This is a genomic window from Streptomyces sp. JLSY215 (assembly GCF_059682825.1).
On sequence record NZ_CM185022.1, the window covers coordinates 1,863,758 to 1,889,137 of the forward strand.

The following is a 25,380-nucleotide window of genomic DNA, read 5'->3' on the forward strand; positions in this document are numbered from 1 at the left end:
CCCGGCGGCCATTCCTGGCAGGGTGCCGGGTGACGGGTGAGAATGCCAGATGTGATCGTGGATTGCGCCATCTACCGGGAGGGCCGCCGGATCGACTGCGCGGCCGACTTCGGGCACGCCCTCGACGAGGCGCGGGCCGAGGGCCACTCCTTCCTCTGGCTGGGCATGCACGAGCCGACGCAGGAAGAGTTCGACATGGTCACCTCCGAATTCGCGCTGCACCCGCTGGCCATCGAGGACGCCCTCAATGCCCACCAGCGGCCCAAGCTCGAGGTGTACGACGACTCGCTCTTCCTGGTGCTGAAGCCGATCACCTACGACGTGACCGCGGACACCATCACGGCGTCGGAGCTGATGCTGTTCGTCGGTGACTCCTTCGTGGTGACCGTCCGGCACGGCGAGGCCAGCCCGCTGGCCGCGGTGCGCAAGCGGCTGGAGCACCAGCCGGACATCCTGCGGCACGGCCCGACGGCGGTGCTCTACGCGGTCAGCGACGCCGTGGTCGACCACTACATCGAGGTCGCCGCCGAACTCCAGCTGGATCTCGAAGGGCTGGAGGCCGAGGTGTTCGCGCCGGTGCGCGGCGACACCAAGAACACCGCCGCCGAGATCTACTCGTTCAAGCGCGAGATCATGGAATTCCGGCGCGCCACGGGCCCGTTGCTGGAGCCGATGGCCCGCCTGCAGAACCCCGGGGTGCCGTTCGTGCACGAACACGCCCGGCCGTTCTTCCGCGATGTGGACGACCATCTCACCCGCGCCAACGAGTCGGTGGAGGGCCTGGACCGGCTGCTCTCGGACATTCTCTCGGCGCATCTGGCCCAGATGGGCGTCCGCCAGAACGACGACATGCGCAAGATCTCGTCGTGGGCGGCGCTGGCGGCCGTCCCCACCCTGATCGCCGGCGTCTACGGCATGAATTTCGCGTGGATGCCCGAGCTGCAGTGGCGCTACGGCTATCCGGCGATCCTGTTGCTGATGGTGGTCATCGAGGTGTCGCTGTTCCGGCTGTTCAAGCGGCGCGGGTGGCTGTGAAACGGCTGTGCGGGGCCGTCCTCTCGGGGGCGGCTCAGGCGAATTCCGGCGCGGAGGTGGCCGGCCCGCCCAGGGCGTTGCGCCGCTCGGGCATCGTCAGGCGCACCATCCGCCGCCAGCCGACCGCCCGTTCATAGCCGTACATCGCCCAGATCGCGGCCCTGAGCAGCGCGGACTTGGCCGCGGACCAGCGCAGGATACGGCCCATGTGGTCCATCACGGCCAGGCTGACGTCCCGGTAGACGCCGACCTCCGCGAGTGCGCATTCGTGCAGGATCCGCTGGATGGTCCGGCCGTACCCGGCGCGGGCCAGCCTCAGCAGCTCCTCATGGCAGTAGGCGAGGTGGTTGTCCTCGTCGTGGGCGATCATCCGGATCGCCCTGCCGACCTCGGGATGGTCGCCGAAGTAGGTCTTGAGCATGTCCATCTGGTCGGAGGCGCGCTGCTCGGTGACCCGGCTGTGTGCGAGGTAGGTGACGATGTCCAGTTCGTCGAGCGGCTCGTCGCGGCGGAGCTTGTCGTGGGCCAGGCCGATGCCCCGCCGCTCCAGCAGCATGGTGTAGTCGGTCGCCTCGGGGACCTCGGCGGGGGTCAGGCCGCGCTTGCGCAGCAGGGCGCGGAAGATCCGGCCGTGCTTGTCCTCGTCGGCGCCGTGCCGGGTGACCTTGGGTGCCAGCTCCCGCTGCGAGGCGGGCATCAGTGCGGCGATCCGGCCGTTCTCCCAGCCGCCCTGGGACTCCCCGCTGGCCGCGATGGAGCAGAACAGCCGGTAGGCGTCGTCGTTGTCGACGATCTCCTGGAACAGACTCCTGGCCGAGAGCATCCGCGTCACCTTCCGCAGGGCCACACCGCAATCCAGTCAAGTGCGGCCCCGCGGGGACGGCAACCGCAGCGCCCGGCCCCTGCGCCCGTTCGAACGACTCCCTGGTGGTGGCGGGGCGTAACCACGTCGGCATCGGGGCGTTGTGCTGCGTGACGGCCGTGGCGGGGAAGACCCCCGAGCCCCCACCACGGCCGCAGAGCCGCACCGGCCCGGCGCCTTCGGGTGCCGGGCCTTCGTGTGTGCGGGGCCTTCGTGTGTGCGGGCCCGGCCGCCGCGCCGCCGGGGGCGTTACGCCAGCCCGGCGCGCTCCAGGGCCTCGGTACCCGCCCGCAGCGACGCCAGCCGGTCCTCCAGCGTGAAGCCCGCCGGAGCCAGCGTCAGGGTGGTGACCCCGGCCGCCGCGTACGCCTGCATCCGCTCCGCGATCCGGTCGACCGGCCCGAGCAGCGTGGTCTGGTCGATCAGCCGCTCCGGGATGGCCGCGGCCGCGCCGTCCTTGTCGCCGGAGAGGTACTTCTCCTGGATCTCGGCGGCTTCCTTCTCGTAGCCCATCCGCTGCGCGAGCTGGTTGTAGAAGTTCTGCTTCCGGCTGCCCATACCGCCCACGTACAGCGCGGTGTACGGCCGGAACATATCGGCCAGCGCACTGACGTCCGGGCCGACCGCGAGCGGCAGCGTCGGGCACACGTCGAACCCGTCCAGCGTCTTGCCCGCCTTCTCGCGGCCCGCCCGGAGGTGCGCGATGGCGGTCTCCTCCAGATGGTCGGCCGACGGGAAGATCAGCAGCGCGCCGTCGGCGATCTCACCGGTCTGCCGGAGGTTCTTCGGGCCGATCGCCGCGATGTAGAGCGGGATGTGCGGACGCTCCGGATGGACGGTGAGCTTGAGCGGCTTGCCGGGACCGCCGGGCAGCGGCAGGGTCCAGTGCTCGCCCTCGTACGACAGCCGCTCGCGGCTCATCGCCTTGCGCACGATGTCGACGTACTCGCGGGTGCGGGCCAGCGGTTTGTCGAACTTGACGCCGTACCAGCCCTCGGAGACCTGCGGACCGGAGACGCCCAGGCCCAGCCGGAAGCGGCCGCCGGAGAGCGAGTCGAGGGTCGCGGCCGTCATTGCGGTCATCGCCGGCGTACGGGCCGGGATCTGGAAGATCGCCGAGCCGATGTCGATGCGCTCGGTCTGGGCGGCGACCCAGGACAGCACGGTGGCGGCGTCGGACCCGTAGGCCTCGGCGGCCCAGCACACGGAATAGCCCAGGCGATCGGCCTCCTGCGCCACGGCGAGATTGTCCGAGTCCATCCCGGCACCCCAGTAGCCGAGGTTGATGCCAAGCCTCATGCCGCTCCCCTTACTCATCAGTAACGTCGCTGTTCCGCGGACTCTAGCGCGCGACGCCTCCACGCGTCATCGGCCCGTTGTCCACAGGTCCACTGATCCGGACCCGCGGCGCGTAATCTCAAGCCCCATGGAGCAAAGGCACCTCGGCCGTACGGGCCTTCGCGTGTCCCGCCTCGGGCTCGGCACCCTCAACTGGGCGCGCGGCACCGACGAGCAGGAAGCCGCCGACCAGCTCAAGACATTCTGGGAGGCCGGCGGCACCCTCGTCGACACCGCCGACATCTACGCCGACGGCGGCGCCGAATACCTCCTGGGCCGGCTGACGGAAGGACTCGTTCCGCGCGACGACCTGGTGATCGCCACCAAGGCGGGCAGCGTCCTGGAGGCGGACCGCCGCGTCGACGGCTCCAGACGCCATCTCCTCGCCGCCCTCGACGCCTCCCTGGAACGGCTGGGCACCGACTACGTCGACCTGTGGCAGCTGCACGCCTTCGACCCGCACACCCCTCTGGAGGAGACCCTCCACGCCCTCGACCTGGCCATCACCAGCGGCCGGGCCCGCTATGTGGGGCTGGCGAACTTCTCCGGCTGGCAGCTCGCCAAGGCCGCCACCTGGCAGCTGGCGGCACCCGGCGTCCGCAACCCACTGGCCGGCGCCCAGCTCGAGTACTCCCTCCTCCAGCGCGGCGTCGAACGCGAGGTCCTGCCCGCCGCCGTCGACCTCGGCATCGGCCTGCTCCCCTCCTCGCCACTGGGCCGCGGCGTCCTCACCGGCAAGTACCGCAACGCCACCCCCGCCGACTCGCGCGGTGCCTCGGAGCACTTGGCGCCGTTCGTCGCGCCCTATCTGGACGAGACGGCGGGCCGGGTCGTCGAAGCGGTCAGCACCGCCGCCGACGGACTGGCCGTCACCCCGCTCCAGGTCGCGCTCTCCTGGGTCCGCGACCGGCCCGGCGTCACCGCCCCGATCCTGGGCGCGCGCACGGCGCCGCAGCTCAGAGCGGCATTGTCAGTGGAGACCCTTAGTCTTCCTGACGAGATCCGCCGGGCGCTGGACGATGTATCGGCTCCGGTGCACCACTATCCCGATCACGACTGGAGCACGCTGTGAGTACCGACCGCCTCGCCGGCGAAACCCCGCCCGAGCAGGAGGCCGCGCCCGGCGCTACGGATGCCCAGCCGGCCGAGGACGCCGGGGCGGCGGCGGGCGACGCGGCGCAGGCGGGCGCGGCCGTCGAGGCGGGCGCCGGGGCACCGTCCCCGGGCGACGCGGCCGCGAAGACGGACGAGACACCGGCCGCACGCTCCGGTGCGGCCACGACGACGGCGGCGCAGCTTGCCGCGGCGGTACGGGCCGTGGAGAGCGGCGAGCGCTCGGCCGCCTCCTTCTTCGCCGAGACACCGCGCGCGCCCCGGCCGGCGGCGGCCCGGCCACCGGCCGCCGCCCCGGCGGAACGCACCCGCCCGGCACCGGAGGCGGCGGAGGGCCCCGGCCCCGCCCGGCCTGTCGCGCCTGTCGCCCCGGCCGCACCCCAGCAACCCGCCCCCGCTCCCCGTCCCGCCGCGCCGACGTCCCCCGGCATCGAAGGCGTACGGCAGATCCTGACGTCCGGCGGTGCCCCGGCGGAGCTGGCCGAGAAGACCGCCGCGGCGCTGGGCGAGCGGGCCGCGCAGGCGCTGAGCGCCGACCCCTGGCAGCTGCTCGGCGTGCCCGGGGTGCGCCCCGACCAGGCCGACGGCTTTGCGCAGGCGCTGCTCGGTCGTGAATGCGGCCCTGGGGACGAGCGGCGCGCGCAGGCCCTGGTCCGGTGGCTGCTGGAACAGGCCGCCGTGGCGGGCCACTCCGCCCTGGAGGCGTCCGTGCTGCGCGCCGCGCTCGAACAGCGCGCGGTACCGGACCCCGATGACGCCCTGCAAACGGCCATCGCCGACGGCACGGTGCTGGTCTTCCAGGACGCGATCGACACCCCGGGCCGGGCCCGTCCCGCGACCGGTGACGAGGACGAGGAGGAGCGGCCGGTCCGGATCCTGCTCGGCCTGGACCGCTGCGCCATGGCCGAGGAGAGCGTGGCCGACGGCCTGGCGCGGCTGCTCAACACCTTCGAGGCCGCGGAAGCGACGGACTCGGCGGCGGAGCCGGAGGCAGGGGAGGAGACCGACTCGGCGGAGGAACCGGAAGCAGCGGCGGAGGAAGCGGACGAGCACACCTCCAGGCCGGTGGCCGCCCCCACCGCCGCCGCCTGGGAGGCCGCCGCGGCCGCCGCCCCCTCGCCGTCCGCGGCGGAACTGATCCGGGCCGCCGCGGGCAGCGGCCTGGTGGCCCACACCGGCGCCGAGGCGGCCCGCGCCGAGCCCGCGGCGCTGATCGCCGCCGCCCGCTCCCTGGGCCTGCGGGCCTACGGCGCCACCCACACCGAGAACGGCCGCCGACGCCTGGCCGCTCACCTCGCCGAAGCCGCCCCCGACTACCTCGCCGAGGACCCGCGCGCGGCAGCGGTGACCGTATCCGGCCTGCTCGCCGGCCAGGAAGGGCCGGGCCGGGATGCCGACGGCGCACTCGCCCTCGACCTCCTGGTGGTGCTGGACGCCCCCCAGCTGGACCTCGACACCGCCGCGACGCTCATCGAATCGCTGACCGACGGCACCCGGCTGATCCTCAGCGGCGACCCCGGTGTCCTCTGGTCCGCCGGCCCCGGCCGCCTCTTCGCCGACCTCCTCGCGGCCCGCTTCTGCCCCCAAATCGCCTCCCGGACCCCGGACTTCGGCCCGATCGGCGAGCTGGTGTCGGGCATCGGCATCGGCGAGCTGAGCCAGGTCGAGGCGCCCGGCAAGGAGGTGGTGATCGTCCCGGTGCGTGACGCCGGCGAGGCGGTGCACCGCACGGTCCAGCTGGTCGCCGACTCCGTACCCCGGGCCCTCGGCGTCCCCGCCGACCAGACCCAGGTCATCACGGTCGGCCATGGCGGCGCGGCCGGCACCCGCGCACTGAACGCCGCGCTGAAGGAGCGCCTCAACCCCGGCCCCGGCCGGTTCGCCGGCTTCGACCCCGGCGACCGCATCGCCTACGCGCCCGCTCCCGGCCGTACGCTGCCCGGCACCGTCACGGGCGCCGACGCCGCGGGCCTCCAGCTCGACTGCGAGGGCACGCCCGTCGCCGTACCGCGCGAACAGATCGAGGCCGGCGCGCTACGCCACGGCTGGGCCCTCACCGCCCATCAGGCGGCCGGCCTGCGCTGGCCCGCCGCGGTGGTCGTACTGCCCGGCGACGCCGCCGGCGGCCTGACCCGCGCCTGGGTGTACACCGCCTTCAGCCGCGGCGAACGCCATCTCTCGGTCGTCCAGGGCGCCGACCAGGCCCTCCCACGCGCAGTGGCCGAGATCCCCGTGAAGGAACGCACCACCCGCCTGCGCACACTGCTCCAACTCCAGAACGCCCAGTCCGACCCCGACGCCACCCCCAACTAGGGAGACAGCACCCCCACCCCACTAACAGAGAGTGAAAATTCCCCGGGAACAAATAACTCTCCGTAATCGTTGCCGTAAAAGGAAGTAGGGAGGCGGCGGCGCACAAGGCCCGTCACCACGGACCAAGGACGCCGCCGCAGCACCACAACAGCCAGCCCCAGCGCCACACCCCGCCACATCGACACAAGCAGACGCACGCACCCCGCCACAGAACGACCGCCGCACCCCGCCACACACCGCCGCGCACCACCACCGCCGCTACCCACCGCCGCCACGACCGCCGCGCGCCACCACCGCACAACGCCGCAGCGCGCCGCGGTACGACACCACGGCGCGCTGGAGGGCGGGTGCGCCAGCCCCGGAGCCCCAAAGCACCCGGAGCACCCGGAGCATTCACCCGCGGCCCGACTGCCCCTCGCGTCGTGCAGGCGGGCCAAACATGTGTCGTGCGGGCGGGCGGCCAAACATGCGGGCCCCGAGGGCAGCCGCGCGGCCCCCGGGGCGACGGGGGTCAGTGTTCCCGTTCGAGCGGCTCCAGGAAGTCATCGTCATCGCCCAGCTCCTCGTCGAAGACCGAGCTGACGTCGAAGCGGCACACCACCCGCTGGGGATCGGCCTGATCGAACGGCGCGGACAGCCACTCCCCCGGTTCGGTCGGTTCGTCGGCGGCCGCCACCCACAGCGTGGAGTCACCCTCCTCCAGGCCGAACTCCTTGTGCCGGGAGGCGATCTCGTCCGGCTCGAACTCCCCGAAGAGCACGCCCAGCGCCGCATGCACGCTGGTGCCGACCACGCCGGCGGCCTCACCGGAGCCGTTCGCCGCCGTCCCGTCGACGGCGTCCGGATCGAGATCGGCGATGCGCTGCGCCTGATGCAGCAGCCGCTGCGGTTCGGCGACGGTGTAGTCGCGGCGGATCAGCACGCTCAGCGCGCTGGGTTCCTCGGGGCCGCCATAGACGGGCAGCGCCTCGTTCCCGGGGATCTCGAAGGGGGTGACCTCGTCGTGGGTGTCGTACAGCAGCTCGTCATAGACCTCGGCGGCCGCGGCGAGTTCGTCGAACGCGGCGTAGACAGCCGGATCGTCCGGCCCCGAGCGGCGTTCGACCGCGTCGAGGTGACGGTCCAGCGCGGCTTTGACCGCCTCGGCGGCGGCACGTACCTCGGCAGCGGAAGGCTGCGCAGCATCAGACATAGTGCAGACGCTATCCGTACCGGGGCCGGTCCCGCACAATAGATGCGATGCCGGAATACGAATTCTGCGATGTGTACGTGCCCCGGGGGGTCTCCCGGTCGGCCGCCACACGCCTGCTGACCGACCATGCCGAGTACGGACACTGGGAGTTGGACCGACTTCGCCTCAACCCCGATGGGAGCCGCAAGGTGCGGCTGCGCCGACGGATCATTCGACAGCTCCGCGCCACTTGGTGAGCGCCGCTGGGGCATGACCTCGGCAGAACGGGCCCCGCACCGACAGGGCCCGCTCCGTTGCGTGTGCTGCGTTGTGTGTGTTGCGCTACGTGGCGCGGATCACCTGCGCGCGGTGCGCGCCCGGCGGTAGAGCACGGCCCCGCCGAGCAGCAGGCCGGCGCTCGCCGGTACGGCGTAGCCGATCATGTCGGCGCCGGTGTGAGCGAGATGTCCGGGGGCCTTCGGCGTCGCGACGATGGCCGACTTGCCCGGCGCCTCGGCCTGCGGCCGCACTCCCGGCCCGTGCTGGTGCACCGGAGTGGGCTTGGAGCCTCCCCCGGTCCCAGGGCTGTGCGGGCTGCCCGGGGCGGGCGGCTGACCGGGGTGGCCCGGGTTCCCGGGGTGACCCGGGTTCCCGGGGTGACCCGGGTTCCCGGGATGACCGGGGTGGCCCGGGTGACCAGGGTGCCCAGGATGCCCGGGGTGACCCGGCTGCCCGGGGTGACCCGGGTGATGCGGCGGCTGCGGGCTGGCTTCATTGCCGCAGTCGTTGCCGGTCGCGGGATTGAGCAGCCCGACGACGTCGACGGTGTTGCCGCACACGTTCACCGGCGCGTCGACCGGCACCTGGACGGTGTTGCCCGAGGCGACGCCGGGTGAATGCGACGCCCCGCCCTCGGCGGTGGCACCGCCGTGCCTGCCAGAGCCGCCCTGGCCACCATGGCCGGAGTGACTGCCGTGGTGCTTGCCGCCGGAGCCATTGGCGCAGTTGTTGCCGAACGCGGGATTGAGCAGCCCGACGACGTCGACGGTGTTGCCGCACACGTTCACCGGCGCGTGGACCGGCACCTGGACGGTGTTGCCCGAGGCGACGCCGGGCGAGTGTGACGTGCCTCCGGCGGCGCCCGAGTCCGCCTGTGCGGATCCGCTGACGGCGGCGAGTACGCCACCGGCGGCCGCGATCGTGATCAGGCCCCTTCGTGCGACCTGTCTCATAGGTTGTTCCCCTGCCTTGTGCCTTACGGGAATGCGCGCGGGCGACCCTCATACATGATCACCACGGCGCAGAAATACCCAGAGGCTCCGGAATGCACGGGATGCATTCCGGAGCCGAACTGGATCAGGCCCTTACGGGCTCTTGTGCAACGCCTAACAACGTCGGAACGTCAGAACGTCACTTGTTGATGCAGGTGTTGCCGAAGGCCGGGTTCAGCAGCCCGATCACGGAGACGGTGTTGCCGCAGGCGTTGATCGGCACGTGGACCGGAATCTGGACGGTGTTGCCGGACACCGCACCGGGGGAGTTCAGGGACGCACCCTGAGCACCCGAGTCGGCAACGGCCAGCCCCGCGCCGGCGAGCACGAGACCGCCGGTGATTGCCGCAGCTGCGACGACCTTCTTGATCATTGTTCCTCCTTGTAGGCAATGCGGTCCCAGCCGCGGACCGCACACACTGCAACGAGGACCGAGCCGTTGAAGCTACGAACACATCGCCACATTCACTCTTTTCAGCTAATTCGACACGAATGACAGGAGGTTCGTACCGAATTCCGCTGAACGGAGCCCCTGTTCAGCTCTGGTCGATGAACCGGTCGAGCACCCGCACCCCGAACTTCAGTCCGTCCACCGGCACTCGCTCGTCCACACCGTGGAACATCCCGGCGAAGTCCAGCTCCGGCGGCAGCTTCAGCGGCGCGAACCCGAATCCCCGGATCCCGAGGTCGTCGAAGGACTTGGCGTCCGTACCGGCGGAGAGCATGTACGGCACCGCGCGCGCGATCGGGTCCTCGGCCTGCAGCGCGGACTGCATCGCGTCCACCAGCGCCCCGTCGAAGGTCGTCTCCAGCGCCTTGTCCGCATGGACGTCCTCGCGCTTGACGCGCGGGCCGAGGATCCGGTCGAGATCGGCCAGGAACTCTTCCTCGTAGCCCGGCAGGAAGCGCCCGTCGACGTGCGCGGTGGCCTGCCCGGGAATCACATTGACCTTGTACCCGGCGCCCAGCTGCGTCGGATTGGCGGTGTTGCGCAGGGACGCGCCGATCAGCTTGGCGATGCCGCCGAGCTTGGCGAGCGTGGCGTCCATGTTCTCCGGGTCGAGTTCGGTCCCCAGCGCGTCCCCGAGCTGGTCCAGGAACGACCGCAGCGTCTTGGTCACCCGCACCGGGAACTCGTGCCGCCCCAGCCGCCCGACGGCCTCGGACAGTTCGGTGATCGCGTTGTCCTTGTGGATCATCGAGCCGTGCCCGGCGTTGCCGTCCACCGTCAGCTTCATCCAGTGCATGCCCTTCTGGGCAGTCTCGATGAGGTAGAGCCGGACCTGATCGTTGACGGTGAAGGAGAAGCCGCCGACCTCGCTGATCGCCTCCGTGACGCCTTCGAAGAGCTCGGGGTGCTTGTCGACGAGGAAACGCGCACCGTACGTGCCTCCCGCCTCCTCGTCGGCGAGGAACGCCAGCACGATGTCCCGCGGCGGCTTCCGCCCCGTACGGAGCCGGTCGCGGACGACGGCGAGCGTCATCGCGTCCATGTCCTTCATGTCGACCGCGCCGCGGCCCCAGACGCACCCGTCGGCGATCTCGCCGGAGAAGGGGTGGTGGGTCCAGTCGTCGGCGTTGGCCGGGACGACGTCGGTGTGCCCGTGGATCAGCAGCGCGGGCCGGGAGCGGTCCTCGCCCTCGATCCGGGCGACGGTCGAGGCGCGGCCCTTGTGCGATTCGAAGATCTGCGGCTCCAGGCCGACCTCGGCGAGCTTCTCCGCGACGTATTCGGCGGCGGCCCGCTCACCCGGCCCCGAGTGGTCCCCGTAGTTGCTGGTGTCGATCCTGATCAGATCCCGGCACAGGTCGACGACCTCGTCCTCGCCTGTGACCGTACGGGCCGGCTGCGACTCGCTCATGCCTGAACCTCGCTTCGCTCTGCCCCGTATGCGCGGGGCCGGCACCTTTCCATGGTTCGCTCGCGGAGCTCGCTCACACTGCCTCCTCTTGGTTCACGGCCGCGGCGCGCATTCCGGGGAGCGCGCTCCGCGGCGGGGGTCCACGGCCATCCTCCCCCTCCCGCCCGCCACGCCCAAGGCCGTAATGCTCCCGACATGCGCTGGTCACGGCCCTGCGACCGGCCAGATGCACGGGTGATCGACCACCCCCGAAGGTTTGCTATTGTTTTCCACGTCGGAACGGCCCAGGCCGGAACGGCAGACACCTTGTCCGGGTGGCGGAATGGCAGACGCGCTAGCTTGAGGTGCTAGTGCCCTTTATCGGGCGTGGGGGTTCAAGTCCCCCCTCGGACACTCTGTGTACGTACACGGCAAAGAGGGTTGTGACTTCACCGTCACGGCCCTCTTTCTCGTTTCGGGTCGATGTGCGTGCGTTGCGCCGATTCCTTTCGGCTTGCGGTTCGGTGGATCGATTCGGTGACGAGCGGATGAGCCGAGACGAGCTGAGGGGCGGCTCCCGTATCCGGTGGCACCCGATATGGGGTTGGGTAATTGGTCGGTCGCATTCGGTAATGGCGTGAAGGGCGGCTCGTGCGGGAGCCGGGGCGGCGCAGTGGTGGCGGGGGCGGCCGACGATGGTGCTGCCGGCGGGAGGCGTCCGTCACATCGGGAGGGAGAACAGGCGTACCGGGCCCGGGGGCCAGTGTGCGTTGTGGTGAAGGGGCGTCACCATCGTCCGCAGTGGCATGGTCACCAGGCGGGATTCGGGCTGTTCGACGTGTACGTCCTCGTCGAGCGGCTGCCAGCCGAGGTGTTGGTAGAGCGGCACCAGGGGCGGCCGGCAGAACAGGAGGGCGTGCCGGGGGCCCATGGTGCGGGCGTGGTCCAGTGCGGCGGTGAGGGCGAGCCGGGCCAGTCCCTGGCCTTGTACGTCGGGGGCGACGGCCACTCCGCCGACGCCCACGACCTCGGTCTCGGCCGTGCCGATCGCGATCGGCAGCCGCCGCAGACCGGTGTGTGCCACCAGTCGGTTGCCGATTCTGATGCCGAAGTGTTCTTCCTTGGGCAGCCAGGTCAGACCGGTCGCGGCGACGCCGAAGGGGTCGGCGCCGTCGCCGAGGATTTCGGCCTGGTCCGTCGTGGTGTACCGGGTGAGCCGTACCGCGGTCGGTGCCGGCGAGAGCTGCTTCTCGGACATCACCACATGATGATCTCTCCGGCGTGCGGCGGCCAGGCAATTGCTGCGCTGCGTCTTGTGCGTTCTCCTCGGCGGGGCGCCGAGGGGTCCTCTTTGCTCCCTGGCGGCTTCCCGGTCAGGCGATGGCCGCGGCTTCGATGTCGTTGAGGGGCGAGTTCGAGGACTAGGGTTCCCGTCCGGTTCCTTCGTCGGCGGCGTCTGCCAGGGCGGCCATGCGGGCCTTGTATTCGGCCTGGGGGATCTGGCCGAGGACCGCGAGGCGTTCCAGTTCGGCGGCTTCGTTTTCGTGGGCGATCTTGCGGCTCTGTTCCGCTAACTCTCGGCTGTACTTGACGGCCCTGGCGCGCTGTATGGCGCGCCTGCGCAGGATCTCCTCGGCGATCGCCTGCCCGGTTTGTTCGACGTACCAGTTTTCTCTGCCCGGTGACATCCGGTCCCTCTTTTTTTGTTGTTGTGTGTGGGTGGCACACGGCGGATTCCGGTGCCCTCGATCCGGATTCCGTTCCGGAATGCGTCTGCCGTTCTGCGTGGTGTCCGTGGATCGTCAACGGCCGGTGGTCGATGTGTAGTTGTCCGGTCGTCGGCGAGTGGTGCCTTGTGTGCCGGTATGGAGGACGTCGTGCGGCCCGGCCGGGTTGTGGCGCCCCGGTGTTACTCCAGCGACAGCAGCGGCAGCGCATGCAGTGCCACTGCCAGGTCGGCGACCGCGCGTGGGTCCCGCAGGGAGCGTCCGGTCAGTTCCTCCAGTCTCTGCAGCCGGTAGCGCACCGTGTTGCGGTGGCAGTACAGCCGCTCCGCCGCGCCGGCCGTGGAGCCGGCGGCCGCGAACCAGCATTCCAGCGTCTCCAGCAGGCGGTCCCGCTCCGTGGCCGGGAGTGCCAGTACGCCCTCGAAGACGGCTCGGGCGATCCGCCCGGCTTCGTCCGGGGCCGAGGCGACGAGCAGGGCGGTGGGGCTGTCGTCGAACCGTGCGAGCCCGGCCGGGCGGCCGCGGACCCCGGCCAGCGCCACCCGCGCGAGACGCAGTGCCCTGGGGGTGTCCTGCAGGGCGCGGTACGGAGGGCTGACGCCCACCCGGGAGTCGGGAGACCGTCCCAGGACGCGCAGGGCGGTTTCCTCGGCGCCGGGGTGGTGGACGGCGACCACGCCGATCTGGAGGTCGGGCAACAGGCGCCAGGCCGAGCGCAGTTGCTCGGCCTGGAGCCGTGCCTCGATGCCGGGCAGTGCCTCGCGGCCCGGGGCCGGTACTTCGGCCGCCACGACGAGGTACGGCCCGCCGGTGGGCAGGCCGAGCATGTCGGCGGCGCCCCAGAGGGTGGTGCGGTCGGTGAGCATCCCGGTGAACAGCGCCTCGACCATGGCGGATCGTTCGCGCTCGCGTTGCAGTACCAGCTCGGAGGTCTCGTCGCGGTAGGCGTCGCTGGCCGCCGCGGCGAGTCCTTCGCACACCCACCATGCGGCCAGGGAGACGAATGTGTCGGTGGTGATGCCGTCCGCGACACGGGCCTCGGCGGCGAGTTCGGACCACAGGAACTCGGATCCGACGCGGTAGGCGTGCAGCAGATCGGCCAACGGGTCGCCTCGGCGGGCCCGTTGGCGACCGGTTTCGAGCGCCGGTGTCATGTCGAAGCCGCGGTCGCCGGCGAGGTGCCGGAAGACCAGCTCGGCGTTGCGTTGGCACGAAGCGCTCAACTCCGCGAAGGGCACGCCGCCCGCACTGCCGTAGTACGCCACCTCGTCGCGGATGCGGCGGGCCATCCGTGTGCCCAGTTCCGGGGCGCGGCTGCGCAACGAGGCGGCGATGGGCGCGACTTCGGGAGGCGGGTCGGGGATGCGGTGCATGAACCGCAGGTTACAAAGAGCGGCGGGCGGAGGCGGGGAGTTGTGCCGGGGGACAACGGGGGCGGTGGTGCTGCTGTGTGCCGGCACATGGCCCCTGGGGCAGCGGCCCGCCACGATGGCGGTCACGTTACCGGCCGGTATCGGACCTTACCTTCCGTCTTGCTGCCTCCCCAGGAGGAACTGTGTCCAGAGCCGCTACACCGAGCGACATGAGTGCCGCGCGCGGCAGGCGTACCCCGAAGTGGGTGTCCGCGTTGACCGGTGCCGCGCTTGTCGCCACCGCCCTCACCGCCACCGTCTCGCCCGCCGTGGCCGCTGCCCCGGCCGGGACGGGTAAGTATGTGGCGCTCGGCGATTCGTATGCCGCCGGTGCCGGGATTCCCGCCTCCTCCGCGGGCCTGTGCCTGCGCTCCGACCGTGACTACGGCCATCTCGTCGCCGCGGCCCTCGCCCCGTCGTCGTATGTGGACGTGTCCTGTGCCGGTGCCAAGGTGGGTGCGCTCACCGCGTCCCAGAAGGACGCCGGGATCGTCGTCAACGGCCCTCAGCTCGATGCCGTCACACCGGACACCTCCCTGGTCACGCTCACGATCGCCGGTGACGACCTCGGTACCTCCGATCTCGGCTTCGGTGATCTCGCGGTCACCTGCATCGCCCTGGCCGTCGCCCATCCCTTCGGTGCTCCGTGCCGCGATTTCTACGGCAGCACGCTCGACGACCGGCTGGACTCGGCGGGCGCGCAGCTGACCGAGGCCCTCCGCAGGCTCCGTGCCAAGGCGCCGAAGGCCAGGGTGGTGATCGTCGGCTATCCGTCGGTGCTGCCGGACGACCCGAAGCGGTGCCTGGGGAAAATGCCCGTCACGACCGGGGACCTCGGGTTTCTGCGCTCCGTCCTCGGCCGGCTCAACGACAAGGTCGGCCGGACCGCCGAGGCGGCCGGTGCCACGTACGTCGACACGCTCGGTCCGACCAAGGGCCATGACAGCTGCTCGTCACAGCCGTGGATCGAGGGTCTTCTGCCGGCCTCGCCGACGTTGCCGCTGCATCCGAATGCGACCGGTGAGCGGGTGATGGCGGATGCGGTGCTGAGGGCGCTCGGGCGCTGATCGGCGGGGTGCGGGTGAGGGGCCGTCGCCCGGTCCGGCGATCGGACTGCGGGCGGTCCGCCGGGGAGGCCGGGCAGGCGCTTGTGACGGGCCGTGCGCGAGGGCCCGGTGGGCGCTCGGCGGCCGGTTGTCTCACCCTTCGCGACGACTGCTTAGCCCACCTGGCCGCACAGCGGTGGCGAGGTGGGCAAAGTCTCCGGTCGATCATGCTTCCCTCTCGTCATGGAGGTGCTCATGTGATGAGTGGAGACCGACGGCAGGAGATCCATCCGCAGGCGGGTGCGCCGCGGCGGCGCGTGCTGGCCGCGGCCGCGGCCCTGGCTCCGGTGCTGATGGGCGCGGCGTCCCCGGCCCGTGCCCGGTCCCTCGGGGCGGCCGGGGCGAGCGGCAGCGGGCTGGTCAAGCCGGTGCACACCACCCTGTCGGACTGGCGGGGTGTGGCCAGGGCCCTGGGCCGCACCGGCGATATGAAGCGCAAGGTCATGTATCACACGGGGCTTCCGCGCCGGGACCTTCTGGTGGTCTCGCGTGGCGTCGTCGTCAAACCGGCGCTCGCCCTGGGTTCGCATGTGTCCTTCGTCCGCTACGCCGACGGCAGCACGCTGCTGATGGGCGATGTGGTGGTCACCGAGGAGGAGCTGCAGGGGTTCCTCGACGTTCTGCAGGAGCACGGGATCGAGCAGACCGCGCTCCACAAGCACCTGCTGTCGCAGACCCCCGACATCTGGTGGGTCCATCTCCACGCGCACAGCCACCACCCGGTGGCCGTCGCCCGGGGACTGCGCGCGGCGTTCGACCGCACCGGCACCCCGCCGCCGCTGCTGTCCGTGCCGCAGCAGCCCGTCGGTCTGGACACCCGTGGCATCGATGACGCGCTGGGTGTCAAGGGTTCGGTGGACGACGACGGGATCTACAAGTGCGTCTTCGTGCGCCGCGAGACGATCACCGATGGTCATCTGGTGCTCCCTCCGGGCCTGGGGTCGACGACCGCGCTCAACTTCCAGGCGCTGGGGGGCGGCCGGGCCGCGATCAGCGGCGACTGCGCCATGATCGCCAAGGAGGTCAAGGATGTGCTGGTGGCGCTGCGGCGCGCCGGGGCCGCGCTCGTCGAGCTGCACAACCACGGTCTGACGGACAAGCCCCATCTGTACTTCACGCACTTCTGGGCCGTCGGTGACGGTGTCCTGCTCGCCCGCGCCCTGCGCCCGGCGGTGGAGGCCACCAACGTCGTGCCGGCCGGCGGCTGACCGGCCGGGGCACCCGCGGCCGGGGCGCCCCGGCCGCGGGTGCGATTTGAGAACGGTGGCCGGGCTGGGGTTCCCTTGGCTCCGTGAGACGCAGATCGCCCGTTCCGCCCGCCCCGCTGCCCCAGCGGCACGGCATCGACCCCGTGCGGGTGCGGTTGCCGGCCGATCCGAAGGGGGCGTGGGGCACGGTGGGCGAGCATCTCGTGGGCCGGTTCGCGGGGGCCATCGGGGCCGCGCGGGTGGCGGAGATGCTCGGCGAGGGGCGCTTCGTCGGGGCGGAAGGCGTACTGACCGGGGCCGAGCCGTATCGGGCCGGGCGGTATGTGTGGTTCCACCGGGATTTCGCGGTGGAGGTCGCGGTGCCGTTCGCGATACGGGTCGTCCACCGGGACGAGCGGATCGTGGTGGTCGACAAGCCGCATTTTCTCGCCACGATGCCGCGGGGGCGGCACATCACCGAGACCGCGCAGGCCCGGCTGCGGCGGGAGCTGGGGCTGCCGGAGCTGCAGCCCGCGCACCGGCTCGACCGGCTGACGGCGGGGCTGGCGCTGTTCGTCGTCCGGCCCGGGGACCGGGGCGCGTATCAGGGGCTGTTCGCCGGGCGGCGGGTGCGCAAGGAGTACGAGGCGGTGGCGGCGTACGACGCGGGGGTGGCGCTGCCGGTGACGGTGCGCAGCCGGATCGTGAAGGAGCGCGGGGTGCGGGCCGCCCGGGAGGTGCCGGGTGAGGCCAATGCGGAGAGCCGGATCGAGCTGGTCGGGCGGCGCGGCGGGCTGGGGCGGTACCGGCTGCTGCCTGCCACGGGGCGTACGCATCAGCTGCGGGTGCACATGAACGGTCTCGGGCTGCCGATCCTCAACGATCCGCTCTTTCCGGCCTGTTCGGGCTGTTCGGGCGGTTCGGCCGGTGCGGGGTGTGCGGCCGGCCGGGGTGGGTGCCGCGAGCCGGATCCGGGGGATTTCGGTGCGCCGTTGCAGCTGTTGGCGAAGCGGCTGGAGTTCACGGATCCGGTGGACGGGCGGGTGCGCCGCTTCGAGAGCGGGCTGCGGCTGGCGGCGTGGGAAGCCGCCGCTCCGGCGCGCTGATTTTCCGGTGCGGGACGGGGCCCGGCGTGTCTAGGCTGCCCGGGTTGCCTGGCGGAAGAGCCCAGGCGGGAGAGGGGGTCGCGGTGCTGATCTTTGATGCGGACGACACGTTGTGGGAGAACAACGTGATCTTTGAGCGGGTCATCGACGAGTTCTTGGGGTGGATGGCGGGTCCCGGGCTCGACCGGGACGCGGTGCGGGCCGTGCTCGACGAGATCGAGGCGGCGAACGCGCCGACGCTCGGGTACGGCAGCAAGGTGTTTCTGCACAGCCTCGGGGAGTGCCTGGCGCGGCTGCGGGGGCGGGCGGCGACGGCCGAGGAGTCGGCGCGGATCGCGGGGTGGGCGGCGGCCTTCGCCGGGGACCGGGTGGAGCTGATTCCGGGGGTGGCCGAGACGCTGGCGGAGTTGGCGCGGCGGCACGAGTTGCTGCTGCTGACCAAGGGGGAACGGGCGGAGCAGGAGCGGAAGGTGGTGGCGTCGGGGCTGACGCGGCACTTCAAGGGCGTGCACATCGTGGCGGAGAAGGATGTCGCCACGTATGAGGAGCTGGTGCGGGCGTATGCGCTGGTGCCGGACGCGACGTGGATGATCGGGAATTCCCCGAAGTCGGACATCCTGCCCGCGCGGTCGGCCGGGCTCAATGCCGTGTTCATTCCGAACGACCACACGTGGGTGCTGGAGCACAGCGAGCTGGATCCGGCGGATGACAAGGTGCTGCGGTTGTCTGCGTTCGGCGAGTTGCTGCGGCACTTCTGAACTACCTTGCCCGCATGGCGACCCTGTTGGCGTTTCATGCCCATCCCGATGACGAAGTGCTGCTGACCGGTGGCACGCTGGCCCGTGCCGCCGCCGAAGGCCATCGGGTGGTGGTCGTGGTGGCGACCGACGGTCTGATGGGCGCCGTCCCGGAGGGGGCGGCGGAGTCGCCGCGCATGGCGGAGCTGCGGGCGAGTGCGCGGGTGCTGGGGGTGGCGCGGGTCGTTCACCTCGGGTATGCGAACAGCGGGCACGGTCCGGTGCTGTATCCGGATCCGCCGGACCGGGCGCGGTTCGTGCGGGCCGGGACGGAGGAGGCGGCCGGGCGGCTGGCGGCGGTGCTGCGGGAGGAGGACGTGGACGTGCTGGTGAGTTACGACGCCAATGGCGGGTACGGCCACCGGGATCACGTCCAGGTGCACCGGGTCGGCCGGCGGGCCGCCGAGTTGGCCGGGGTGCCGCGCTTGTTGGAGGCCACGGTGCCGCGGGATGTCGTCGCGCGGCTGGTGCGTCTGGTGCGGCTGCTGAGGGTTCCGATGCGGCACGACGATGCGGCGTTGCGGAAGGCGTTCAGTCCGCGGGCGGCGATCACGCATACGGTGGATGTGCGGCGGTTCGCCCGGCACAAGCAGGCGGCGCTCGCCGCCCACCGGACGCAGGTGGCGGGGACCGGCAGGCTCGCCCCGGTCATGCGGGGGCTGGTGCGCCTGCCGGTCCCCGTTTTCGGGGTGCTGCTCGGGCGGGAGTGGTTCGCCGAGGTGCGGGCGGCGGCGCCCGCTACAGCGGCTCGGAGTCGGTGAGTTCGCCGTCCTCCAGGGCCAGCCAGCGGGTGATCCCCAGTTCGCGCAGAAACGGCAGATCATGGCTGACGACCAGGAGCGCGCCCTCGTAGGACTCCAGGGCCGTGACGAGGCGGCGTACCGAGGCCATGTCGAGGTTGTTGGTCGGCTCGTCCAGCATCAGGAGCTGCGGGGCGGGTTCGGCGAGCATCAGGGCGGCGAGGGAGGCGCGGAAGCGTTCGCCGCCGGAGAGGGTGCCGGCCTGCTGGTCGGCGCGGGCGCCCTTGAACAGGAAGCGGGCGAGCCGGGCGCGGATGCGGTTGTTGCCGGCGTCGGGGGCGAAGCGGGCGACGTTCTCGACGATGGTCAGGTCGTTGTCGAGGACCTCCAGGCGTTGGGGGAGGAAGCGGTGCGGGACGTGGAGTTGTGCGGTGCCGGACTCGGGTGGGAGGTCGCCGGCGAGGGTGCGCAGCAGGGTGGTCTTTCCTGATCCGTTGCGGCCGGTGAGGGCGATGCGTTCGGGGCCGCGGACGTCGAGGTGGGCGTGGGCGCCGTGGCGTGCGGTGAGGTCGTCGAGGGTGAGGACGGTGCGGCCGGGCGGTACCGCGGTGTGCGGCAGGTCGATGCGGATCTCGTCGTCGTCCCGGACGGCTTCGGCGGCTTCGTCGAGGCGTTCCCTGGCTTCCTTGAGGCGTTCGGTGTGCATGATGCGGTGTTTGCCGGCGGATACCTGGGCCTCCCTTTTCCGCTCGTTCATGATGATCTTGGGTTCGCGTTTGTTGGCGCTCATTTTGTTGCCGTAGCGGACCCGGCGGGCCAGCTTGATGTGGGCGTCGGCCAGTTCGCGTTTCTGCCGCTGGACGTCGGCCTCGGCGACCCGCATCATCCGTTCGGCCGCTTCCTGTTCGACGGCCAGGGCGCGTTCGTAGGCGGTGAAGTTGCCCCCGTACCAGTGGACTTCGCCGTCGCGGAGGTCGGCGATGCGGTCGACGTGTTCGAGGAGTTCGCGGTCGTGGCTGACGACGAGGAGGACGCCGGACCAGCCGGCGACCGCGTCGTGGAGCCGGGCGCGGGCGGCGCGGTCGAGGTTGTTGGTGGGCTCGTCCAGGAGCAGGACGTCGGGCCGGCGCAGGAGGAGCGCGGCCAGGCGGAGCAGGACGGCTTCGCCGCCGGAGACCTCGCCGATGGTGCGGTCGAGGTCGAGGGCGGACAGGCCGAGCTGGTCGAGGGTGGCGCGGGCGCGTTCCTCGACGTCCCAGTCGTCGCCGATGGCGGTGAAGTGCTCCTCGCTCGCGTCGCCGTTCTCGATGGCGTGCAGGGCGGCGCGGGCGGCGGCGATGCCGAGTGCCTGGTCGACGCGGAGGTGGGTGTCGAGGGGGGCGTGCTGCGGGAGGTGGCCGATGTCGCCGGCGACCTTGATGCGGCCCTCGGTGGGGGTCAGTTCGCCCGCGATCAGCTTCAACAGGGTGGATTTTCCTGATCCGTTGAGGCCGATGAGGCCCGTGCGGCCGGGGCCCACGGCGAGCTGGAAGCCGTCGAGGACGGGGGTGCCGTCGGGCCAGGTGAAGCCGAGGCCGGTGCAGGCGATGGAGGCCGCGGAGGCGGCGGAGGTGGGGGACTTTGACATACAGGTCTCCTGGTGCGCGGGGCGAGGTAGGGACTGCGCAGGGAGACACCGCGGGAGAACGTCGAGGGGCGCCTTCTCCTGTCGGGCGGGGGGCGCCTTGGCGGCGCGCGCTGGACCGGTATCGACCGTACGCGCACCGCCCCGGAAACGCAAACGCTATTTTCGTTGCGTTTATGAGGCGCGCGGATGCAGCCGCACCCGGGCGGGTCCCGTGGCCTGGAGCGTGATGCCGGCGGCGACCGGCACCTCCTGGTCCACCGCCTCCAGTTCGTACGCGCGCAGCAGCGTCGCCAGCGCCAGTACGGACTCCAGCATCGAGAAGTGCTGCCCGATGCAGGCGCGCGGGCCGCCGCCGAACGGGAACCATGCGTAGCGGTGCCGGGCCGCCTCGCGCTCGGGCGTGAAGCGGCCCGGGTCGAAGCGTTCGGGGTCCTCCCACAGGGCCGGGTCGCGGTGCGTGACCCAGGGGGCGACGACCACATCGGCGCCCGCCGGGATCGGGAATCCGCCGATCTCGGTGGCCTCGACCGCCCGGCGGCTGATGACCGGCGCCGCCGGATACAGCCGCATGGACTCCTTGAGGGCCTGCGTCAGACACGGCAGCCGGTCCAGGTCGGCGGCGGTGGGGGCGCGGTCGCCCAGCACCCGGTCGACCTCCTCGCGGACGCTGCGCTGTTCCTCCGGGTGGCGGGCGAGGAGATGGAGGGTGAAGGCGAGCGAGGTCGCGGTGGTCTCGTGCCCGGCCAGCAGGAAGATCAGGACCTGTTCGCGGATCTCGGTCGCGTCGAGGGAGCCGTCCGCGTCGTTGCCGGCCCGGGTGAGCAGGGAGAGCAGGTCGTCGCCCGCCACGGCACCGTCCCCGGGCGTCCCGGCCGCCGCGCGCCGCTCGGCGATGATGCGGTCGCACAGCGCGTTCAGCTCGTCGGTGGCCGCCCGCGCCCGCCGGTTCGCGGGGGTGGGCCACTCGCGGGGAAGCTTCACGGGGACATAGGCGCGGCCGACGACATAGGCGTTGATGACCGGTGCGCAGCGGTCGATGGCGTCCGCCGCCTCCTGAGCGTCCGTACCGAACAGGATCCGCGAGACCGTGCACAGGGCCAGCCGGTTCATCTCGCGCACCAGGTCGACGATGCCGCCGTCCGCGGTGCGCCAGCGCGCGGCGACGGCGTCGGCCTCGGAGGTCACGGCCGCCGCATAGCCGTCGACCCGGCGCTTGGTGAACAGCGGCTGCACCAGCCGCCGCTGACGGAGGTAGTCGGTGTCCTGGCTGGTGAGCAGGCCGTTGCCGAAGGACTGGCGGACCTCCTCGTACAGCGGGTGGTCCTTGCGGAAGTTGGCCGCCTCGGAGGCGAGGACCTGCTGGATGCCCTGCGGCGCGAACACCGCGTGGAACACGCTGCGCAGGCCGGGCGGTCCGGCCTGGAGGCGGACCACCTCGCCGTGTTCGCGCCGGGCGCGGAGAAAGGTGCCGAGCGAGTCGCGGCGCAGGTCGAGCAGCGAGCCGAGGACCGGGAGGCCGGCCGGGCCGGGGGCGTGGGGGCGTAACGAAGCGGAAGTCGTCATGGCGCAATCCTGTCCGGTGGGCGTGCGGGATATGACACGTAGCATGGGCCGGATGATCACCAAGCGTTCCGGCCGGGCGGCCGGCGAGGCTCCCTGCCGGGTCACGGTCTGCCGCGGCTGCTGCTGCGGCGATCCCGCCAAGATCCCCGGCGTCGACCACAGCGGGCAGATACCGCGGCTGCGCGCGGCCCTCGCGGGGGCGGCGCCGGTGCGCGCCTCGGAGTGTCTGGACGTGTGCGACCAGGCAAATGTGGTCGTGGTCCAGCCGTCGGCGGCGGGCCGGGCGGCGGGCGGGCGGCCCGTGTGGCTGGGGCTGGTCAACGACGACGACGCGCTGGCCGACATCGCCGCCTGGATACGGGCCGGGGGCCCCGGGATCGCCGAACCGCCGGGGGTTCTCGACCTGTACGCGATCACGGTGTCGCGGCGGGTGCGGGAGGGGCTGGAGGGTTAGCGGCAGGGGCTGGAGGGTTGGGGGCGGTCCGAGGGGCAGGGCCGGGTCCGCCGCGCAGCGGGAGCGGCCGCGAAATCGACGGGTGCACCGCCGGCCGGGTGTGGCAGCATGCGGCGATGCCCATCCCGCACCCCGACGGCCGTTACGCGATCACCACGATGTACTCCGTACCCGACGACGCCTGGTACCTGGAACTGGACCTCGTGGGCGGTCAGCCCGCCGTGGTGACCGCGATCGTGCCCGACGAGGACCCGGCGCGGGAACCGGTGGTGTGTTTCCATCCCCAGGCGCCGCAGGTGGACGTTCCGTACGAGATCATGCGCTGGTTCATGGACCTGGCCGCGGAGGAGATCCGCACCTCCCGCGCCTGGATGCAGCTGCGGCCCGAGCTGGTCGAGGTCATTCACCGGCTGCGGCAGGAGCACTTGGGCGTCGTCTCCGATGACGAGTTCCCCGGTGTGCTGGCGCAGGTGCGCGCCGACGTCCCGGAGGCCGACGTCCCCGCCGTGCTCGCGGCCGCCTTCGAGCGGACGCCGGACGGCGGCACGGTGGACGGCGGCACGGTGAACGGCGGCACGGTGAACGGCCTGTCGCCGCTCGGGGCCGCGGACGGCCGGGGGGACGGGGCGTAGGGCCCGCGGGTCCGGGGGCCGGTGCGCGGGCCGGTTACCGGAGTCTTACGGGGCCGTGGGCGTCCGCGCGGCACGGCGGCCGGTGGTGTTGGCTGGAAGCATGACGTCACCCGTGTCCCCGCCGCCCGCGCAGGTCCCGCCGCACGGGCCGCCGCGGCGTGTCCTGATCGTCGAGGACGATCCGACGGTCGCCGAGGTCGTCACCGGCTATCTCTCGCGTGCGGGGTACGCCACCGAGCACGCCGCCGACGGGTTCGCCGCGCTGGAGCGGGCCGCGGCCTTCCGCCCGCATCTGGTCGTCCTCGATCTGATGCTGCCGGGCATCGACGGCCTGGAGGTGTGCCGGCGGCTGCGCCGGGCGGCCGGTGCGCCGGCCGTGCCGGTGGTGATGCTGACGGCGCGGGGCGAGGAGGCGGACCGCATCCTCGGGCTCGAACTGGGCGCGGACGACTACGTCACCAAACCGTTCAGCCCGCGGGAACTGGTGCTGCGCATCGGCTCCGTGCTGCGGCGGGCGGAGGCCGCGCCGCCGTCCCCCGGTCACTCCCCCGTCCTGCGGGCCGGGGATCTCACCGCCGACCCCGGTGCCCGCCGCGCCGACCGCGCCGGACGGGAACTCTCCCTCACCGCCCGCGAGTTCGACCTGCTGGTCTTTCTGCTGCGCAACCCGGGGCAGGTCTTCTCCCGGGAGGAGCTGCTGCACCGGGTGTGGGGCTGGGAGTTCGGCGATCTGTCGACGGTGACCGTGCATGTGCGCCGGCTGCGCGAGAAGATCGAGGACGATCCGGCGGCGCCGCGGCTGGTGACGACGGTGTGGGGCGCGGGCTACCGCTTCGACCCGGCGGCCCGGCCGGCGGACGGCGGGCCGCGGCCATGACGGACTTCCTGGTCATCGTCGCGCTGGCGGCGCTCGGTGCGGCAATCGTCGGGATGCTGGCCGCGCCCGCCGTACGGGCCCTGCGGCGGCGCTCCGTCGCGCTGTCGCTGTTCGCCGTGGCGGCGCTGGCGGTCGCCGCGATGGCGGCGGGAACGGTGGCCGTCGCGCAGGCGATGTTCCTGTCGGGGCACGACCTGGGCGTGGTGATGGCCGTCGTCGGCGTCTCCGGGGTGGTGTCGCTGGCCGCCGCGCTGCTGTTCGGGCGGCGGATCGCGGCGGGCAGCCGGGAGCTGGCGCGGTCCGCCCGTACGGTGGGCAGCGAGGGTGGCTTCGTGGCGCCCGCCGAACCGCCCACCGCCGAACTCGCCGCGCTGTCCAGGGCGCTGGAGGAGACCAGCGGGCGGCTGGCGGCGGCCCGGGAGCGGGAGCGGGCGATGGACGCCGCGCGGCGGGAGCTGATCGCCGGGATCTCCCACGATCTGCGGACCCCGCTCGCCGGGCTGCGGGCGATGGCCGAGGCGCTGGAGGACGGCGTCGCCGAGGACGCCGGGCGCTATCACTCCCGGATGCGGGTCGAGGCGGACCGGCTGACGGCGATGGTCGACGATCTCTTCGAACTCTCCCGTATCCAGGCCGGGGCGCTGACGCTGACGTGGTCGCGGGTGTCGGTGTACGACCTGGTGGACGATGCGCTGGCGGGGGCGCGGCCGCTGGCGCGGGCGCGCGGGGTGCGGCTGGTGGACGGCGGGGTGGTGTCGCTGCCGGTCCGGGTGGATGCGCAGCAGATCACCCGCGTACTGGGCAATCTGCTGGTCAACGCGATCCGGGCGACGCCGGCGGACGGCACGGTCGCGGTCAGCGCGCGGCAGGAGGAGGGGCGGGTGGTGCTGGCGGTGGAGGACGGCTGCGGGGGCATCCCGCCGGAGGACCTGGCGCGGGTCTTCGACACGGGCTGGCGGGGCGCGCCGGCCCGTACCCCCCGCTCCCCCGCTCCCGGCTCCGGTCGGGCGACGGGTGCCCCCGTCGGCGGGAGCGGGGCCGGGCTGGGGCTGGCGATCGTCCGGGGCATCGTGGAGGCGCACGAGGGGCGGGCCACGGTGCGCAACGCGGGGGCCGGGTGCCGGTTCGAGGTGGAGCTGCCGGCCGGGGAGCCGACGGTGCCGGCGCCGGAGAGCCGCTGACCCGAGGGCCGTGGGCGGCCCTGGGGC

General features: G+C 72.3%; 24 protein-coding genes and 1 tRNA gene. 14 read left to right on the forward strand and 11 right to left on the reverse strand.

Features of this window, described 5'->3' with window-relative positions; translation table 11 throughout:
- The first annotated feature begins 42 nt into the window (after nucleotides 1-42).
- A complete protein-coding gene (corA, locus tag AC5677_RS08370; RefSeq protein WP_497194377.1) occupies nucleotides 43-1,035 on the forward strand; it encodes a magnesium/cobalt transporter CorA in 993 nt (330 codons plus the stop codon).
- Between the two features lie 34 nt (nucleotides 1,036-1,069).
- On the opposite strand, the gene AC5677_RS08375 is transcribed toward corA, so the two are convergent.
- Both AC5677_RS08375 and AC5677_RS08380 read right to left on the reverse strand, forming a co-directional pair.
- Nucleotides 1,070-1,858 carry a ferritin-like domain-containing protein gene (locus AC5677_RS08375; RefSeq protein ID WP_497194378.1) on the reverse strand — a complete coding sequence of 263 codons (789 nt, stop codon included), beginning with the start codon at nucleotides 1,856-1,858 and terminating at the stop codon, nucleotides 1,070-1,072.
- A 288-nt stretch (nucleotides 1,859-2,146) separates the two neighbouring features.
- Entirely contained in the window at nucleotides 2,147-3,196 is a 1,050-nt protein-coding gene (locus AC5677_RS08380; RefSeq protein WP_497194379.1) for an LLM class F420-dependent oxidoreductase, read from the reverse strand.
- Nucleotides 3,197-3,323: 127 nt separating this feature from the next.
- Between AC5677_RS08380 and AC5677_RS08385 the strand changes: the two genes are divergently transcribed.
- Complete coding sequence (locus AC5677_RS08385) at nucleotides 3,324-4,307, forward strand: aldo/keto reductase (protein WP_497194380.1); 984 nt, start codon at nucleotides 3,324-3,326, stop codon at nucleotides 4,305-4,307.
- Entirely contained in the window at nucleotides 4,304-6,661 is a 2,358-nt protein-coding gene (locus AC5677_RS08390) for a helix-hairpin-helix domain-containing protein (protein ID WP_497194381.1), read from the forward strand. The genes AC5677_RS08385 and AC5677_RS08390 overlap by 4 nt, the downstream gene beginning before the upstream one ends.
- 511 nt (nucleotides 6,662-7,172) lie before the next feature.
- Here the strand turns inward: AC5677_RS08390 and AC5677_RS08395 are convergent.
- Nucleotides 7,173-7,853, reverse strand: a complete 681-nt coding sequence (locus AC5677_RS08395) for a hypothetical protein (RefSeq protein WP_497194382.1) — start codon at nucleotides 7,851-7,853, stop codon at nucleotides 7,173-7,175.
- Nucleotides 7,854-7,900: 47 nt separating this feature from the next.
- Between AC5677_RS08395 and AC5677_RS08400 the strand changes: the two genes are divergently transcribed.
- The gene (locus tag AC5677_RS08400; protein WP_030066661.1) at nucleotides 7,901-8,089 is read left to right on the forward strand and encodes a DUF5703 family protein; all 189 of its coding nucleotides are present in this window, start codon (nucleotides 7,901-7,903) and stop codon (nucleotides 8,087-8,089) included.
- 99 nt (nucleotides 8,090-8,188) lie between these two features.
- On the opposite strand, the gene AC5677_RS08405 is transcribed toward AC5677_RS08400, so the two are convergent.
- The 3 genes from AC5677_RS08405 to AC5677_RS08415 all read right to left on the reverse strand — a co-directional run bounded on the left by AC5677_RS08405 (nucleotide 8,189) and on the right by AC5677_RS08415 (nucleotide 10,965).
- Nucleotides 8,189-9,064 (reverse strand): chaplin, encoded by an 876-nt coding sequence (locus AC5677_RS08405; protein WP_497194383.1) that lies wholly within the window; start codon nucleotides 9,062-9,064, stop codon nucleotides 8,189-8,191.
- 178 nt (nucleotides 9,065-9,242) lie between these two features.
- Entirely contained in the window at nucleotides 9,243-9,476 is a 234-nt protein-coding gene (locus AC5677_RS08410) for a chaplin (RefSeq protein ID WP_497194384.1), read from the reverse strand.
- A gap of 163 nt (nucleotides 9,477-9,639) precedes the next feature.
- Entirely contained in the window at nucleotides 9,640-10,965 is a 1,326-nt protein-coding gene (locus AC5677_RS08415; protein WP_497194385.1) for a M20/M25/M40 family metallo-hydrolase, read from the reverse strand.
- 308 nt (nucleotides 10,966-11,273) lie between these two features.
- Between AC5677_RS08415 and AC5677_RS08420 the strand changes: the two genes are divergently transcribed.
- A tRNA-Leu gene (locus AC5677_RS08420) sits at nucleotides 11,274-11,358 on the forward strand.
- 307 nt (nucleotides 11,359-11,665) lie between these two features.
- Here AC5677_RS08420 and AC5677_RS08425 read toward each other — a convergent pair.
- From AC5677_RS08425 to AC5677_RS08435, 3 genes are all read right to left on the reverse strand, one after another.
- Entirely contained in the window at nucleotides 11,666-12,202 is a 537-nt protein-coding gene (locus AC5677_RS08425) for a GNAT family N-acetyltransferase (RefSeq protein ID WP_497194386.1), read from the reverse strand.
- Nucleotides 12,203-12,365: 163 nt separating this feature from the next.
- Nucleotides 12,366-12,632, reverse strand: a complete 267-nt coding sequence (locus AC5677_RS08430) for a hypothetical protein (protein ID WP_497194387.1) — start codon at nucleotides 12,630-12,632, stop codon at nucleotides 12,366-12,368.
- A 221-nt stretch (nucleotides 12,633-12,853) separates the two neighbouring features.
- Entirely contained in the window at nucleotides 12,854-14,044 is a 1,191-nt protein-coding gene (locus tag AC5677_RS08435) for a PucR family transcriptional regulator (RefSeq protein ID WP_497194388.1), read from the reverse strand.
- A gap of 209 nt (nucleotides 14,045-14,253) precedes the next feature.
- Here AC5677_RS08435 and AC5677_RS08440 point away from each other — a divergent pair, with 209 nt between their 5' ends.
- The 5 genes from AC5677_RS08440 to AC5677_RS08460 all read left to right on the forward strand — a co-directional run bounded on the left by AC5677_RS08440 (nucleotide 14,254) and on the right by AC5677_RS08460 (nucleotide 19,040).
- On the forward strand, nucleotides 14,254-15,150 hold the full coding sequence (locus AC5677_RS08440) for an SGNH/GDSL hydrolase family protein (RefSeq protein WP_497194389.1): 897 nt from the start codon (nucleotides 14,254-14,256) through the stop codon (nucleotides 15,148-15,150).
- Nucleotides 15,151-15,389: 239 nt separating this feature from the next.
- Nucleotides 15,390-16,397, forward strand: coding sequence for a DUF1259 domain-containing protein (locus AC5677_RS08445; protein ID WP_497194390.1), 1,008 nt, complete (start codon nucleotides 15,390-15,392; stop codon nucleotides 16,395-16,397).
- Nucleotides 16,398-16,480: 83 nt separating this feature from the next.
- Nucleotides 16,481-17,482, forward strand: a complete 1,002-nt coding sequence (locus tag AC5677_RS08450) for a pseudouridine synthase (RefSeq protein WP_497194391.1) — start codon at nucleotides 16,481-16,483, stop codon at nucleotides 17,480-17,482.
- Between the two features lie 83 nt (nucleotides 17,483-17,565).
- Nucleotides 17,566-18,240: an HAD family hydrolase gene (locus AC5677_RS08455; protein WP_497194392.1), complete on the forward strand. Its 675-nt coding sequence runs from the start codon at nucleotides 17,566-17,568 to the stop codon at nucleotides 18,238-18,240.
- 14 nt (nucleotides 18,241-18,254) lie between these two features.
- A complete protein-coding gene (locus AC5677_RS08460) occupies nucleotides 18,255-19,040 on the forward strand; it encodes a PIG-L deacetylase family protein (protein WP_497194393.1) in 786 nt (261 codons plus the stop codon).
- On the opposite strand, the gene AC5677_RS08465 is transcribed toward AC5677_RS08460, so the two are convergent.
- Both AC5677_RS08465 and AC5677_RS08470 read right to left on the reverse strand, forming a co-directional pair.
- Nucleotides 19,018-20,646, reverse strand: a complete 1,629-nt coding sequence (locus AC5677_RS08465) for an ABC-F family ATP-binding cassette domain-containing protein (protein ID WP_497194394.1) — start codon at nucleotides 20,644-20,646, stop codon at nucleotides 19,018-19,020. The genes AC5677_RS08460 and AC5677_RS08465 overlap by 23 nt on opposite strands.
- Before the next feature lie 171 nt (nucleotides 20,647-20,817).
- The gene (locus tag AC5677_RS08470; protein ID WP_497194395.1) at nucleotides 20,818-22,209 is read right to left on the reverse strand and encodes a cytochrome P450; all 1,392 of its coding nucleotides are present in this window, start codon (nucleotides 22,207-22,209) and stop codon (nucleotides 20,818-20,820) included.
- 52 nt (nucleotides 22,210-22,261) lie between these two features.
- Between AC5677_RS08470 and AC5677_RS08475 the strand changes: the two genes are divergently transcribed.
- From AC5677_RS08475 to AC5677_RS08490, 4 genes are all read left to right on the forward strand, one after another.
- Nucleotides 22,262-22,663 carry a (2Fe-2S) ferredoxin domain-containing protein gene (locus AC5677_RS08475; protein ID WP_497194396.1) on the forward strand — a complete coding sequence of 134 codons (402 nt, stop codon included), beginning with the start codon at nucleotides 22,262-22,264 and terminating at the stop codon, nucleotides 22,661-22,663.
- Nucleotides 22,664-22,779: 116 nt separating this feature from the next.
- The gene (locus AC5677_RS08480; protein WP_497194397.1) at nucleotides 22,780-23,295 is read left to right on the forward strand and encodes a hypothetical protein; all 516 of its coding nucleotides are present in this window, start codon (nucleotides 22,780-22,782) and stop codon (nucleotides 23,293-23,295) included.
- A 100-nt stretch (nucleotides 23,296-23,395) separates the two neighbouring features.
- Nucleotides 23,396-24,172 carry a response regulator transcription factor gene (locus tag AC5677_RS08485; RefSeq protein ID WP_497194398.1) on the forward strand — a complete coding sequence of 259 codons (777 nt, stop codon included), beginning with the start codon at nucleotides 23,396-23,398 and terminating at the stop codon, nucleotides 24,170-24,172.
- Nucleotides 24,169-25,353 (forward strand): sensor histidine kinase, encoded by a 1,185-nt coding sequence (locus tag AC5677_RS08490; protein WP_497194399.1) that lies wholly within the window; start codon nucleotides 24,169-24,171, stop codon nucleotides 25,351-25,353. The genes AC5677_RS08485 and AC5677_RS08490 overlap by 4 nt, the downstream gene beginning before the upstream one ends.
- The last annotated feature ends 27 nt before the right edge of the window (nucleotides 25,354-25,380 follow it).

Excerpts from the sequence above, each read along its gene's own strand:
- AC5677_RS08425 (WP_497194386.1), bottom strand. The coding sequence starts at position 12,202 with ATGTCCGAGAAGCAGCTCTCGCCGGCACCGACCGCGGTACGGCTCACC.
- AC5677_RS08490 (WP_497194399.1), top strand. The coding sequence starts at position 24,169 with ATGACGGACTTCCTGGTCATCGTCGCGCTGGCGGCGCTCGGTGCGGCA.
- AC5677_RS08465 (WP_497194394.1), bottom strand. The coding sequence starts at position 20,646 with ATGTCAAAGTCCCCCACCTCCGCCGCCTCCGCGGCCTCCATCGCCTGC.
- AC5677_RS08385 (WP_497194380.1), top strand. The coding sequence starts at position 3,324 with ATGGAGCAAAGGCACCTCGGCCGTACGGGCCTTCGCGTGTCCCGCCTC.
- AC5677_RS08460 (WP_497194393.1), top strand. The coding sequence starts at position 18,255 with ATGGCGACCCTGTTGGCGTTTCATGCCCATCCCGATGACGAAGTGCTG.
- corA (WP_497194377.1), top strand. The coding sequence starts at position 43 with ATGCCAGATGTGATCGTGGATTGCGCCATCTACCGGGAGGGCCGCCGG.
- AC5677_RS08470 (WP_497194395.1), bottom strand. The coding sequence starts at position 22,209 with ATGACGACTTCCGCTTCGTTACGCCCCCACGCCCCCGGCCCGGCCGGC.
- AC5677_RS08430 (WP_497194387.1), bottom strand. The coding sequence starts at position 12,632 with ATGTCACCGGGCAGAGAAAACTGGTACGTCGAACAAACCGGGCAGGCG.
- AC5677_RS08415 (WP_497194385.1), bottom strand. The coding sequence starts at position 10,965 with ATGAGCGAGTCGCAGCCGGCCCGTACGGTCACAGGCGAGGACGAGGTC.
- AC5677_RS08405 (WP_497194383.1), bottom strand. The coding sequence starts at position 9,064 with ATGAGACAGGTCGCACGAAGGGGCCTGATCACGATCGCGGCCGCCGGT.
- AC5677_RS08480 (WP_497194397.1), top strand. The coding sequence starts at position 22,780 with ATGCCCATCCCGCACCCCGACGGCCGTTACGCGATCACCACGATGTAC.
- AC5677_RS08375 (WP_497194378.1), bottom strand. The coding sequence starts at position 1,858 with ATGCTCTCGGCCAGGAGTCTGTTCCAGGAGATCGTCGACAACGACGAC.
- AC5677_RS08410 (WP_497194384.1), bottom strand. The coding sequence starts at position 9,476 with ATGATCAAGAAGGTCGTCGCAGCTGCGGCAATCACCGGCGGTCTCGTG.
- AC5677_RS08395 (WP_497194382.1), bottom strand. The coding sequence starts at position 7,853 with ATGTCTGATGCTGCGCAGCCTTCCGCTGCCGAGGTACGTGCCGCCGCC.
- AC5677_RS08380 (WP_497194379.1), bottom strand. The coding sequence starts at position 3,196 with ATGAGGCTTGGCATCAACCTCGGCTACTGGGGTGCCGGGATGGACTCG.
- AC5677_RS08445 (WP_497194390.1), top strand. The coding sequence starts at position 15,390 with ATGAGTGGAGACCGACGGCAGGAGATCCATCCGCAGGCGGGTGCGCCG.
- AC5677_RS08475 (WP_497194396.1), top strand. The coding sequence starts at position 22,262 with ATGATCACCAAGCGTTCCGGCCGGGCGGCCGGCGAGGCTCCCTGCCGG.
- AC5677_RS08400 (WP_030066661.1), top strand. The coding sequence starts at position 7,901 with ATGCCGGAATACGAATTCTGCGATGTGTACGTGCCCCGGGGGGTCTCC.
- AC5677_RS08440 (WP_497194389.1), top strand. The coding sequence starts at position 14,254 with ATGAGTGCCGCGCGCGGCAGGCGTACCCCGAAGTGGGTGTCCGCGTTG.
- AC5677_RS08435 (WP_497194388.1), bottom strand. The coding sequence starts at position 14,044 with ATGCACCGCATCCCCGACCCGCCTCCCGAAGTCGCGCCCATCGCCGCC.
- AC5677_RS08485 (WP_497194398.1), top strand. The coding sequence starts at position 23,396 with ATGACGTCACCCGTGTCCCCGCCGCCCGCGCAGGTCCCGCCGCACGGG.